We start from the raw sequence: 13,055 nt of genomic DNA on the forward strand, positions 1-13,055 counted from the left end.
TCAGCCTCCCGCGCGCAGGGCAGGCGCCGGACGCGCGGTCGATCCGCGCACCGCCAGCGTCGCGGGGACGGACACCGGCCGCGCGGGCATCGCCTCCCCACCCTGCGCGGCGATCAGCAGTTCGACCGCGCGCGCCGTCACCTCCGCGACCGGCTGGACCACCGCGGTCAGCGGCGGATGGGCGAAGCGGACGACCGGCGTGTCGTCGAAGCTGACGAGCGACAGGTCGCCCGGTACGACAAGCGCGCGTTCGCGGGCGAGGTCGAGCGTCGCCAGCGCCATCTGGTCGTTGCTGGCGATGATCGCGCTCGGCGGACTGCGCGCCGCCAGCAGCGCTTCCGCCGCCGCGCGCCCGCTGGCATAGCCGAAGTCGCCTGCGGCCAGCAGGTCGGTCGCCAGCCCCGCCGCCGCCATCGCACCGGCCCAGCCGGTGACGCGCCAGCCGCTCAGTTCATATTCCGCCGACCCGGCGATGAAGCCGATCCGGCGATGGCCGAGCGCCAGCAGATGCTCGGTCGCCAGCCGCGCCGCGCCTTCGTCGTCCATCGTCAGCGACACGCCCGGCCCCGGCGTCAGCGATCCGATGCGGGCGATGCCGATCCCCTGCGCCGCCAGCAGGTCGAGGATCAGCGCGTCCTGCGAATGCGGCGGGGTCAGGATCACGCCGTCGGGTTGCAGCGCCGCCAGCGCCGCCGACAGTTCGCGGCGGATATGGTCGCTGTGCGTGTCGACCAGTTCGATGATGAGGCGATAGCCGTGCTCGGCGCAGGTCAGCATGCCGCCCAGCAGCATCTGGTCGACCCAGTCGGCACCCTCGCGCTTGCGCCAGTCGGCGATGGTCCGGTCGCGGTCGTTGAGCGCGAGGATCAGCCGCGATCGCGATCCGCCCATGCGCTGCGCCGCGATCGAGGGGACATAGCCCAGCCGATCGATCGCCGCCTGCACCCGCTCGGCCATTTCGGGGCGGACATTGGGCTCCTTGTTGATGACGCGGCTGACCGTCTGGAGCGAGACGCCCGCATCCGCCGCGACATGCTTGATCGTCACCCCCTGCCTGCGCCGCGCCATCAGTGCGGAGCCTCCGCGCCGCAATAGCGTGCGACATACGCGCCGTGCGGCGGCATCGTCGCCACCGCATCGGCCACGCCGCGGCGGACCATCCCCAGCAGCCGGTCGAGTTCCTCGTCGCTGAGCTTCGCCGCGATCGGATGCCACGCGGCGGGGGTGATCCCCTGCCCCAGCATCACCTGCACCCAGCTGTTCTCGCCGAACAGTTCCTCGTTGCGGCGGAACACGCGGCCGCTCTCGCGGAACAGCGCGATCTTCTGCGCGAGGGTATCGGGCACGTCCATCGCGGCGCATTGCCGCCAGAAGGGTGAATCGCGCCGGTCGGTGACCTTGTAGTGCAGGATCAGGAAGTCGCGGATCTGCACCATGTCCTGCATCTGCTGGTCGTTGAACTCGGCCACGTCCGCCGGGCTGATGCGCCCTTGCGGAAACAGCCGGATCAGCCGCAGCACCGCGCGCTGGATCAGGTGGATGCTGGTCGATTCCAGCGGTTCCATGAACCCGCCCGACAGGCCGATCGCCACGCAGTTGCGATGCCACTGCCGCCGCCTGGCGCCCGTCGTGAAGCGCAGGAAATTGGGCTCGGCCCGGACCGCCCCCTCGACATTGCCGAGCAGCCGGTCGAGCGCGGCGTCGCGCGACAGATAGCGGCTGCAATAGACGAGGCCGTTGCCGACGCGGTGCTGCAACGGAATCCGCCACTGCCACCCGGCGTCATGCGCCATCGCACGGGTATAGGGCACCGGCGGCGCGACACTATCCGTCTGGAGCGCGATCGCCGCATCGCACGGCAGCCAGTGGGTCCAGTCGTCGAACCCGGCATGCAGCGCGCCCTCGATCAACAGCGCCCTAAAGCCGGTACAGTCGAGGAACAGCTCGCCCTCGATCCGCTGGCCGTCCGCCAACACCAGCGCCGCGATATCGCCGCTTTCGCCGTGCAACTCTACGCTCGCGATCTTCCCCTCGATCCGCTGCGTGCCCGCCGCTTCGGCCAGGGCGCGCAGGAACTTGGCATAGAGGCCGGAATCGAGCTGATAGGCATAGTTGGTGCCGTCGTTCGGCAGATGCGCGAACCGCCCCTGCATCGCCGCGACCAGCTCGGTGCAATAGTCGTCGTACGGCTGGTCGTGCCCACGGGTGCGCCCGTGCAGCCAGTAATGCTGGAACCCCGCCGCCCAGTGATCGCGCCCGGTCGTCCCGAAGCTATGGAAATAGCGGCTGCCGACATCGCGCCATCCGTCGAACAGGATGCCCAGCTTGAAGGTGGCCGAGGTGGCGCGCATGAACGTCGCCTCGTCGATGCCGAGCAGCCGGTTGTAGGTGGCGAGCGGCGGGATGGTCGATTCGCCGACCCCGACGGTGCCGATCGCCTCCGATTCCACCAGCGTCATGTCGACCGTGCGGCCCATCGTCCGCGCGATCGCCGCCGCCGCCATCCAGCCCGCGGTGCCGCCACCCGCGACGACGACGCGATACGGTGCAGCAGCGCTCATCGGCTGAGCTGCCGCAACAGATAATTGCGCAGCCGGTCGGCGGTCTCGGGGGTCAGCGGATCGAGCACGCCGCGCTTTCCTTCGGGCAGATGGGCGACCGTCGCCGCGTCATTGTCGAACACATAATGATCGAACATCGCCCGCCAATAGGCTTTCTGGTCGGCGGGCAGGTCGCGGATGCCGAGGATCGCGTGGTTCAGCACGTCCTGCGGCACGCCCAGCCAGCGCGGGGTATCGCGCCACCAATAGTTCACGAGGATGTTGAACGCCGCCAGCCCCTCGACATGATGCCACCACAGCGCGGGGATGAAGATCGCGTCGCCCGCGTCCAGCTCGGCGGTCTGCGCATGGTCGAGCGCGTCGCGGAAGCGGGGAAAGCGATCGAAGTCGGGATCGTGGAAATCGACCATCGATACCGTGCGTCCCGCCGGGGTATGATCCACCGGCCCCAGATAGAGGTTCGCGAACTGGTCGCGCGGGAACAGGGTGAAGCGCCGCCGCCCTGCGCCGACGCAGGCGAGATTGTCGGGCTGGTCGTTGTGCGCGGCGATGCGGGTGCGGTTGCCGATCCAGATGCTGGCCAGCGGCTGCCGATCGCCCAGCGGCACATGGTTCGCCGCGTGCAGCCCGTCGAAATAGCCGCGCACGTCGATCGACGCGAGGTAGAGCGGGCGCGGGCGTTCCGCCGTCTCCTCGCGCGCCAGTTCGGCGAAGATGTCGGGCAGCTTCGCCTTGGCCATGGCGAAGTTCATCCGCATCGCATCGTCGTAGAACAGCCGCCCGTCGCCGCCGGGCTGCCCGACCGATACCGGAAACGGCAGGTCGCGGTGATGCGCCAGCAGATAGGCCCGCGCCGCTTCCGCCGACTCCTGCGCCGCCTGTACCAGCGGCCAGTCAGCCACGAGGCCGCGCACCACGAACGGCGCGGTCGCGGCGCGCAGCTGCCGGTCGAGATCGGCGGCATCGCCCACGCGCACCTCGGGCACGCGCGCCATGGTCGCGAAGATGTCAGCCACCCGCCACCCGGTTCTTGCGCGCGATCAGCGCGGGGAAATTGGCGAGCGATGCCACCGCCATATAGATCGGCAGCAGATGCCCGTCCCGCTGGAGCGCCGCCAGCGCCGCGCCGTCCAGCGCCTGCAACGCCTCTTCGGCGATGGTGTGGAAGCCGACCAGCCGGTGCGTCGCCCCGCCGTTCAGCGTCACCTCCAGCGTGAAGGGTTCGAGCAGGCCATGCGCCTCCAGCGCGGCGAAGAAGCCCGCGCTGCCGCGATAGCCCGCGTCCAGCGCGCCGAGCCGGGCCAGCACCGCTTCCAGATAGGGCGTCGGGCGCGCATCGCGATCGAACAGGCGCACGCCGTCGTCGCCCGACACGCGCGGGCTGGCGCGGTCGATCACCGCCTTGCGCGGGCCTTCCGCATCGGCGGCGCCGCTGAGCAGAAACGGCTGGATATCGATCGACAGCGGCAGGTACGGCGCGTCCCAGCGGTCGCCGTCCAGAAACAGGTTCTCGCCGCCCTCGAACCCGAACAGCGCCACCGCCACATAGCCGTCGCGCTCGGGCGTGCGGCGGAACAGGATCGGGTAGCTCGCCTGTACCTGCCGGAACTCGTCGGGCACGACCAGCGCGGTCATCACCGCATCGCCCAGCTCGGCGTTGCGTTCGCGGCGGATGCGCAGTTCGCGGTGGTGGGCGACGTTCAGCAGTTCATGGTCGGGCATGGCGGTTCTCGGCTGGCGCGGTGCGCGCGTTCAGATAGGCACGGTTGGTCGGCAGATGCTGCGCCAGTGCCCGCGCGCGTCGCCGGACCTCGGCCAGCGCCGGGGTGACATCGGCGGTGCGCAGCAGGCCCGCGGGCGGCGGGGCGACACCCATGCCATAGAGCACATATTGATAGCTCGCCGCCGGAAACACCTCCTGCGCCTGTGCCAGATCGGCGGGCGTCGGCGGCTGGGTGCGCCACAATGCCAGCAACTCGCGCAGGGAGTCGGGGATCGAGGCAGCCTCGCGATGCGCCCGCCAATAGGGCTGCGCGCGGCGGCTGGGCACGTAATGCAGCTTCAGGAAATCGACGATCCGGTCCCAGCGATAGCGGAACAGCCGGTCGAACCGCCGCGCATGCAGGTCCATCGCGTCCCGATCCGCCGGAAACCCGTCGAGCAGCGCGTCGAGCGACAGTTCGATCAGCACGATCGCCGATGCCTCCAGCGGTTCGAGGAACCCCGCCGACAGCCCGATCGCCAGCACGTTCCCCTGCCAGAACCGTTCGCGGTGCCCCGAGCGGAAGCGCAACTGCCGGAACGACAGGCTCGCCGGATCGACCCCCGGCGCGGTGCGCGCGAGATAGCCGGTCAGCGTCGCCGCCGCCGCCTCGTCGCTCAGGAAATCGCCGGCATAGACGCAGCCGACCCCGCGCCGCTGCGGCAGGCCGATGTCCCAGATCCAGCCCGCGTCATGCGCGGTCGCGTTGGTCTGCGACGCGATTGGGCTGTCGGGCGCGACCGGCACCTGCACCGCCAGCGCGCAATCGTTGAACAGCACGCCGGTGCGATCGATCAGCGGCACGCCGCAATGCCCGCCGATCAGCAGCGCGGCATGGCCGGTGCAATCGAGGAACAGGTCGCCCGCCACCGCGCCATGGTCACGGGTAACGACGGCGGCGACATCGCCGTTCGCTGCGGCCTCCACGGCGGTCACATGGTCGCGGAGATGGCGCACGCCCAGCCGGGTCGTCGCATGGGCTTGCAGCATCGCCGCCAGCTTCGCCGCGTCGAGGTGATAGCCGTAGTTGAGTGCCCCCGCATAGCCGGGCATCGCCGCCTGTCTGGGGGCGAGATCGTCGCGGCAGATATCCGGCTGCGCGCAGGCGAAGGACGCGAAATCGCCCGCCTGCGGGTTCCATGCCGCGATCAGGTCGTGGATCGGCACGTCGGCGGGCGCGGTGAACGGGTGGTAATAGCGGTCGCCCGCCGCGCCGCTGGCCCAGCCGTCGAAGCGCGACCCCTGTTTGAAACTCGCGTCGCACCGCCCGAGGAAATCGGTCTCGTCGATGCCGATCCGGGCAAGGGTGGCGCGCATCGTCGGCCATGTCCCCTCGCCCACGCCGATCGTCGCCACATCGGACGATTCGACCAGCGTGACCGACAGGGCGGGTCCGGCGGCGGCGATGCGGCACGCGGACAGCCATCCGGCGGTTCCCCCGCCGACGACCACGATCCGTGCAATCCGCTCCGCCACCATCCGTTCCCGTTACCCGCGTGCCGACCCCCTTTGGGATATCGGCCGCTGTTTGAAAACGTGCCGCCGGCACGTTTCGCGGTACCGGCCCGCTCCCCCAAGGGTCCCAGCAAAGTAGTACTTTGCTGGGCGACCCCCGCCCGGCCACCCACGCCAGTATCCTGATGGGTGGCCGGGTGGGGGGAGCGGGCCGGTACCGCCTCGAAACGCGCAACCCTGCGCGTTTCCAGACAGACGCATCAGAAGCTGAAGCGCACCCCCCCGCTATAGCGCGCAAACCCCGGCTGGGCGAAGGTCACGAAATTGTCGTTGCGCCGGTGGCCACGCCGTCCCTCGCCGGTCAGGTTGATCGCCTCGGCAAAGACGGTCAGCCCCTGGGTGAAGGCATAGCTGATGCTGGCATCGACCTGCCCGTACGCCTCGACATAGGTCGGGTTGGGGTTGCCCCCGGCGTAGAACTCGTCGCGCCAGTTGTACGCCACGCGCCCCTGCAACCCGTTCTTGTCGTAGAACAGCACCGCGTTCGCACTGTCGCTCAATCCGGCAAGCGCGAACTGGCCGACGTTGGGGTCCAGCGCATTGTCGAACTTCGCATCGCCGCGCACGATCGTATAGTTCAGGATCGCGCCGAAGCCGGTGTCCCAGAAGCTGTGCTGGATCGCGAACTCGAACCCGTCGATCGTCGCGGTCTGGTCCGAATTGAACGGCGTGCCGACGCGGAAGTCGACCAGTCCGTCCTCGGGCAGGCCGAAGATGCGCCCGGTGTAATAGCCGTTCTGGTCGAGGATCGGCTGCCCCGCCCCGTTCCGCGCCACTTCCACCCCGTTGGTGAAGTTGCGCAGAATGTAATCGCGGATGCGCGCGGTATCGATCGTCCCGCCCAGCGCCGCCTGCGCCGCGCGGAAGCGCGGGCCATCCGCGGGGTTGCGCAGGTCGAACGCCGAGCGCTCGACCTCCTGCGAGTTGATGAAGTTGCTGACGTTCTTGCGGAAATACCCCGCCGACACATAGCTGGTCGGCGCGTAATACCATTCCGCCGACACGTCGATGTTCTTCGACAGGAACGGCACGAGGTTCGGATTGCCCTGCCACCCGCCGCCGCCCGCGATGCCGAACTGACGGTTGAGCGTCAGCCCGCCCTGCAGGCTGTTGTAATCGGCGCGGGTGATCGTGTGGCTGTACGACGCGCGCAGCTTGACGTTGTTCAGCACCTCGATGTCGAAATCGACCGCGGGGAGCCAGTTGTCGTAGCTGCCCTTGGTCGGCAGGAAGTCGCTGGCGGTCGAATAGATGATGTTGAACTCGCCGGTCGCGACCCATGCCGCCCCGGTCGGGATCGGGGTCAGCGACGCCGATTCCACCGTCGTCTGGTCATAGCGCACGCCCGCGATCAGGTGCGCGCGCCGGTTGAACAGGTCGAAGGTGTTGTTCACCTGGATGAACGGCGAGATCGTCTTTTCCTGGATCCGCCGGTCGGTATCGAAATTGGCGAGGCAGTTGCCGTCGCCGCCGCAGATGCCGAAGCGGCTGTCGAGGATGTCGACCATCCGCTCGAAGTTGAAGCGGTAATAGGCCGGGATGATCCCGTCCTTCGCCCCGTCGACGCCCCTGAACTTGTCGGGCAGCGACACCCGCTCGAACAGGTCGTCGGGCAGGTCGGCGGGCGTGCCGACGCCGCCCCAGGTATCGTTCTGGAGGAAGCCGTAGGCCGAGCGGACCTTGTTGTTCACATAGCTGAAGCCGAAGTCGATCGAATCGAGGAAGCTGCCGTCATGGTCGTAGCGACCGTTCAGCTGCACCTGATTGATCTCGTCCCGGAAATAGGCGTTGCGGAACGAATTGCCCGTCGCGTTGATGAGCGCGGGGTTGAGCGCGTCGATCCCCGGCTGCATGACGTACGACAGGATCGGCAGGTCCTTGGTGAAGTTCACCGTCTGGCTCGCCACCCCGAAGATCGCCGAGCCGACCGAGGTGCTGCTGCCGAAGCGGTTGGTCGGCTTGGACTCTGCGGTCGAATGATGCGCGTCGAGCGTCACGGTCACGCCACCCGGCGCGTCCCAGCGCAGGTTGCCGCCCAGCGACTTGTTTTCCGACACGTTGGCGGTCAGCGACCCGCTGTACGACAGGTCCTTACCCGGCCCGAAGCGCTCGGTGTAGAACACGGGTCCGGCGGCGGGGCCGTCGGTCCATTCGCTCGACGTGTCGCCGAAGTTGAACCAGATGCCGACGCTGCTGTCGCGTGCCTCCACCTTGTTGCGCGAATAGGTGAAGTCGACCGTCGCGGTCAGCGAATCGACCGGGCGATATTGCAGCACCGCCTGCCCGTTGATCCGCTCGCGACGGATGTCGGTCAGGTTGTAGGCCGCGCTCTGCGGCACCTCGTACACGTCGGTCGGGCCGGGGCGGTTGATGACGTTCGGCCCCTGCGGCCCCAGCGTCCCCCAGTCGTTCTCGGTGCCGAGGAAGGCGTTGCCGAACCCGACCGAGCCGGTGTTCACGCTGGCGTTGCGCTTCTGGTACACGCCGGACACGAGGAAACCGAACTGGTCCTCGCTGCCGAAGGTGGTGCTGAACACGCCCGAAACTTCCGGCGTGATCTCGTCCCTGGCGTTCTGCGACGTGTCGATCACGCCGCGCGCGGCGATCGATCCGCGCATGCCGGGGCGGTCGAGCGGGCGCGGCGTCTTGATGTTGATCGTCGAGCCGATGCCGCCCGAGGGCACGGCGGCACGCCCGGTCTTGTACACCTCGACGCCCGCGATGCCTTCGGAGGCGAGGTTGGCGAAGTCGAACGATCGCGATGCGGGCGCGCTGGCGCCGTCGCCCAGCGTCGAGGTCGGCAGCTGCCGCCCGTTCAGCACCACGAGGTTATATTCGGGGCCGAAGCCGCGCACGGTGACGGTCGAGCCTTCGCCGTTCTGCCGGTCGATCGACACGCCGGTGATGCGCTGGAGCGATTCGGCGAGGTTGGTGTCGGGGAACTTGCCGATATCCTCGGCGCTGATCGCATCGACCACGCCCTGCGCATTGCGCTTGATGTTCAGCGCGTCGCGAAGGCTGGCGCGGATGCCGGTGACGGTGATCGTGTCGTCCTCGACCTCGTTCGCGGTCGTGGTGTCCTGCACCTCGGACGGGCCGGGATTGCCGAGCGTCGCGGCGGCATCCTGCGCCCGGGCAGCGCCGGTCGCGAGAGCGATCGCCGAAGCGCCGAAAATCCAATGAGTCACGCGGCGTGCAGTGCTTGCGCGCATATCTTCCTCCCCTGCTGTTCGCGCCATTCTATGGTGCGCGTATTGATAACGTTCACTTGCGTGCCGCCCGCAAGGCTGTCAAGCATCTGGGATAAGGGGTGAGAACATTCTCACCGACTGATGCAAGCATAACACGTCCGGCACCGACCGGATCAGGGAGAGGCAAGGATGCAGGTGTTCACCAACCGGGCGTACGGGTTCGCGGCGGCATTGCTGGCGATGAGCGGGATGGCGACCACCCTGCCCGCGCAGGAACGCACCGTGCAGAAGGCGGCGCCGGGGACCAAGGCGGCCCGTGCCCGCGCCGACGCACTGGTCGCGCGGATGACGCCGGACGAGAAGATCGCGCTGCTCCACGGGCTGTTCCCGCCGATGGCGGGGGGCAAGACGCCGAACGAGCTGATCCCCTCGGCGGGGCATGTCGACGGCGTGCCCCGTCTGGGCGTGCCGATCGTGCGCGAGAGCGACGCCTCGCTCGGGGTCGCCAATCAGGTCGAACAGCGCAAGGGCGACGTCGCGACCGCGCTCCCCTCCTCGCTCGCCACCGCCGCCAGCTTCTCGCCCGCCATCGCCCGCGCGGGCGGCGCGATGATCGGTGCGGAGGCGCGCGCCAAGCGGTTCAACGTGCTGCTGGCGGGCGGCGTCAACCTGACGCGCGATCCGTGGAACGGGCGCAATTTCGAGTATCTCGGCGAAGACCCGCTGCTGTCCGGCCTGCTCGGCGGCGCGCATATCGCGGGCGTGCAGTCGAACCGCATCGTCTCCACGGTCAAGCATTTCGCGCTCAACGCGCAGGAGACGGGCCGCGCGGTCGCCGATGCGCGGATCGACGAGGCGGCGCTCCGGATGAGCGACCTGCTCGCCTTCCAGATCGCGATCGAGCAGGGGCGGCCCGGATCGGTGATGTGCGCCTATAACAAGGTCAACGGCGACTGGTCGTGCGAGAACGACTTCCTGCTGAACCAGGTGCTCAAGCGCGACTGGAACTACCCCGGCTGGGTGATGAGCGACTGGGGCGCGGTGCATTCCACCGCCAGGGCGGCCAACGCCGGGCTGGACCAGCAGTCGGGCGAGGAACTGGACAAGGCGCCCTATTTCTCCGAACCGCTCAAGGCGGCGGTGGCGGCGGGGCAGGTACCGCAGGCGCGGATCGACGACATGGTCGCGCGCTATCTGACCGCGCTGATCGAGACGGGGGCCTATGACGCCCCGGTGCCCGACGCCGCGCAGACCCCGGACTATGCGACCCATGCCGATGTCGCGCAGCGCGCCGCGGAGGCGGGGATCGTGCTGCTGAAGAACGACGGCAACCTCCTGCCGCTCGCCGCCACGGCGAAGCGGATCGTGCTGATCGGCGGCGGCGCGGACCGCGGCGTGCTGTCGGGCGGCGGGTCGAGCCAGGTGCGCTCGGTCGGCGGTGCGCCGATCGAGATCCCGCTGGCCTACGGTGCGCCCGCATCGTTCGTGCGCGTGACCTATCACGCCTCCTCGCCGCTTGCCGCGCTGCGCAAGGCGCTGCCCGGCGTGCAGATCGATTTCGTCGACGGGCGCAACCTGAACGAGACGGTGGACGCGGCCAAGGCAGCGGACATGGCGATCTTCTTCGCCACGCAATGGACGACCGAGGCGGCGGACGTGCCCGACCTGCGCCTGCCCGACCAGCAGGACGCGCTGATCGCGGCGGTCGCGGCGGCACAGCCGAAGACGGTTGCGGTGCTGGAGACCGGCGGCCCGGTCCTGATGCCTTGGGCAGCGAAGGTACCCGCCGTGGTGCAGGCATGGTATCCGGGCCAGCGCGGCGGCGAGGCGATCGCCAACATCCTGACCGGCCGGGTCAACCCCTCGGGCCGCCTGCCGATCACCTTCCCCGCCGACGCCTCGCAGCCGCCGCGCGTCGCGCCCGTCGGCCTCGACCGGCAGATGGCGCTGGAAACGCAGGCGGCGGCCGATCCGGCCAATGCCGCGAAGTATCAGCTGGAGAGCTTCCCGATCCAGTATCAGGAAGGGGCCGATGTCGGCTATCGCTGGTACGAGAAGCGGGGCACGAAGCCGCTGTTCGCGTTCGGCCATGGACTCAGCTACACCAGCTTCGCCTATCGCAACCTGCGCGTGACCGGCGGCAGGAAGCTCACCGCCACACTGGACGTGACCAACACCGGCGCGCGGGAGGGGGCGGACGTGCCGCAACTCTATGTCGCACGCGACGGCGCGGGGCCGATGCGGCTCGCCGCGTTCGAGCGGGTCGACCTCAAGCCCGGCGAGACGAAGCGGGTGACGCTGACCGCCGAGCCGCGCATCGTCGCCGATTACGACGTGGCGGCCCCCGGTTGGCACATCGCGGGCGGCGACTACCGGGTGGCGGTGGGCCGCGACGCCGCCGACCGGACGCTGGTGCGCAGCGTCCGGCTGTCGGACCGGCGGATGCGGCCGTAACCAAGTCCGTCACGCCCGCGCAGGCGGGAGCCCATAGCCGCTGACGGTTCGGTTCCTGCCCGAAGGTCAGCGTGTGTGGATTCCCGCCTTCGCCGGAATGACGGGGGTGTGCCTACCCCCGCCGCACCAGCCACACCGTGTCGCCCGCGTCGTCGACGACGAAGATCGCCCCGTCGGCGCGGGTCTGCACGCTGACCGGGCGACCGTACACCGTGCCCTTCTTCGCATCGGCCACGAAGCCGGTCAGGAACGGCTGCGGCTCGCCGGTCGGGCGCCCTTGCGCGAACGGCACCGACAGCACGTCATAGCCAATGAAGTCCGCGCGATTCCACGAACCGTGCCGCGCGACATAGGCGGTCTGCGCCCCCTGCCTGGCAAAGGCCAGCCCCAGCGCCGCGGCATGCGGCCCGACCGCCACATCGGGAAGCAGGGTCGTTGCCAGCAGCTCGCGCTTCTCGTTGGCATGGCGCGGGTCCTGCCTGCCGTAATAGCTGTAGGGCCAGCCGTAGAACCCGCCCTCGCGCACGCCGACCAGATAGTCGGGGCTGATATCGTCGCCGATATGGTCGCGCTCGTTCACCGCGGTCCACAGCTGGGCGGTGCCGGGCACGAAGTCCATCCCCACCGGATTGCGCAGGCCCGAGGCATAGAGCCGCTCGCGCCCCGACGACAGATCGATGGCGAGGATCGCGGCGCGGCGCTTCTCCTCGTCCATGCCATATTCACCGACGTTCGACGCCGACCCGACCGAGACGTAGAGCGTCCGCCCGTCGGGGCTGAGCAGCAGGTTGCGCGTCCAGTGGTTGTTGTATCCCCCGGCGGGGAGCGTCGCGATGGTGCGCGGGGCGGCGGTGATCCGCGTCTCGCCCGGCCGGAACGGGAAGACGACCACGCCGTCCGTGTTGGCGACATACAGCTTGCCGCCCGCATATTGCATCCCGAACGGCTGGTTCAGCCCCTCGCGCAGCACGAAGCGCTGTTCGGCCACGCCGTCGCGGTCCGCATCGCGCAACAGGGTGATGCGATTGGCGCTGTAGCCGGTCGTCTTCGACAGCGCCTGCCCGCGCGCGACCTCCGGCTCGGCGTCGAGCTTGGGCCTGGTGCGCGCCTCGCTGACCAGCACGTCGCCGTTGGGCAGCAGCAGCGCCTGGCGCGGATAGTCCAGCCCGCCGGCGAACTTCACCACCTGCCACCCCGCCGGGGCCTTGGGGCTGCGGCCTTCGGGCCAGCCGATCGTGACCGGGTGGTTGACCACCGATTCGGTTGCATAGGGTTCGGGCTGCGGCTTGAGGCCCGGGATGGGTTTCGCCTGCTGTGCCACGGCGGTCGTGGAAAGCAGCGCGAGCGTGGTCGCGGCGAGCAATCGGATCTTCATCGGCGGTCCCCGTCTGTTGTCGCGTCACAACCGAACAGCGAAGTTGCCGGTTCCTGCCCCGTCCGATCCGGGCACCCGCACGATCGCCGGGTCGATCCGCCACCCGTTCCTCCCAAGCCGCCCCCGTTCGTCCCGAGCGCTCACCCGTTCGTCCCGAGCGAAGTCGAGGGACGTGCCGCAGGCGATACGCCAAGGTA

Annotated in this window: 8 protein-coding genes; 1 reads left to right on the plus strand and 7 read right to left on the minus strand. The window is 69.2% G+C overall.

What is annotated here, in order from left to right; all coding sequences use genetic code 11:
* The 6 genes from ABLE43_RS08235 to ABLE43_RS08260 all read right to left on the minus strand — a co-directional run bounded on the left by ABLE43_RS08235 (position 1) and on the right by ABLE43_RS08260 (position 9,050).
* A complete protein-coding gene (locus ABLE43_RS08235) occupies positions 1-1,068 on the minus strand; it encodes a LacI family DNA-binding transcriptional regulator (protein WP_348978010.1) in 1,068 nt (355 codons plus the stop codon).
* Positions 1,068-2,561 (minus strand): tryptophan halogenase family protein, encoded by a 1,494-nt coding sequence (locus tag ABLE43_RS08240; RefSeq protein WP_348978011.1) that lies wholly within the window; start codon positions 2,559-2,561, stop codon positions 1,068-1,070. Before ABLE43_RS08240 ends, ABLE43_RS08235 begins: the two co-directional genes overlap by 1 nt.
* Positions 2,558-3,556, minus strand: coding sequence for a cupin-like domain-containing protein (locus ABLE43_RS08245; RefSeq protein WP_348978122.1), 999 nt, complete (start codon positions 3,554-3,556; stop codon positions 2,558-2,560). Before ABLE43_RS08245 ends, ABLE43_RS08240 begins: the two co-directional genes overlap by 4 nt.
* Positions 3,557-3,569: 13 nt before the next feature.
* A complete protein-coding gene (locus ABLE43_RS08250; RefSeq protein ID WP_348978012.1) occupies positions 3,570-4,283 on the minus strand; it encodes a SapC family protein in 714 nt (237 codons plus the stop codon).
* Positions 4,270-5,799, minus strand: coding sequence for a tryptophan halogenase family protein (locus tag ABLE43_RS08255; RefSeq protein ID WP_348978013.1), 1,530 nt, complete (start codon positions 5,797-5,799; stop codon positions 4,270-4,272). Before ABLE43_RS08255 ends, ABLE43_RS08250 begins: the two co-directional genes overlap by 14 nt.
* 239 nt (positions 5,800-6,038) lie before the next feature.
* Complete coding sequence (locus tag ABLE43_RS08260) at positions 6,039-9,050, minus strand: TonB-dependent receptor (RefSeq protein ID WP_348978014.1); 3,012 nt, start codon at positions 9,048-9,050, stop codon at positions 6,039-6,041.
* A gap of 168 nt (positions 9,051-9,218) precedes the next feature.
* Between ABLE43_RS08260 and ABLE43_RS08265 the strand changes: the two genes are divergently transcribed.
* Positions 9,219-11,483, plus strand: a complete 2,265-nt coding sequence (locus ABLE43_RS08265; protein WP_348978015.1) for a beta-glucosidase — start codon at positions 9,219-9,221, stop codon at positions 11,481-11,483.
* Positions 11,484-11,595: 112 nt separating this feature from the next.
* Here ABLE43_RS08265 and ABLE43_RS08270 read toward each other — a convergent pair whose 3' ends face one another.
* Positions 11,596-12,858 carry a PQQ-dependent sugar dehydrogenase gene (locus tag ABLE43_RS08270; protein ID WP_348978016.1) on the minus strand — a complete coding sequence of 421 codons (1,263 nt, stop codon included), beginning with the start codon at positions 12,856-12,858 and terminating at the stop codon, positions 11,596-11,598.
* Positions 12,859-13,055: the final 197 nt, after the last annotated feature.

It is taken from the genome of Sphingomonas silueang (assembly GCF_040049155.1).
Taxonomy (GTDB): domain Bacteria; phylum Pseudomonadota; class Alphaproteobacteria; order Sphingomonadales; family Sphingomonadaceae; genus Sphingomonas; species Sphingomonas silueang.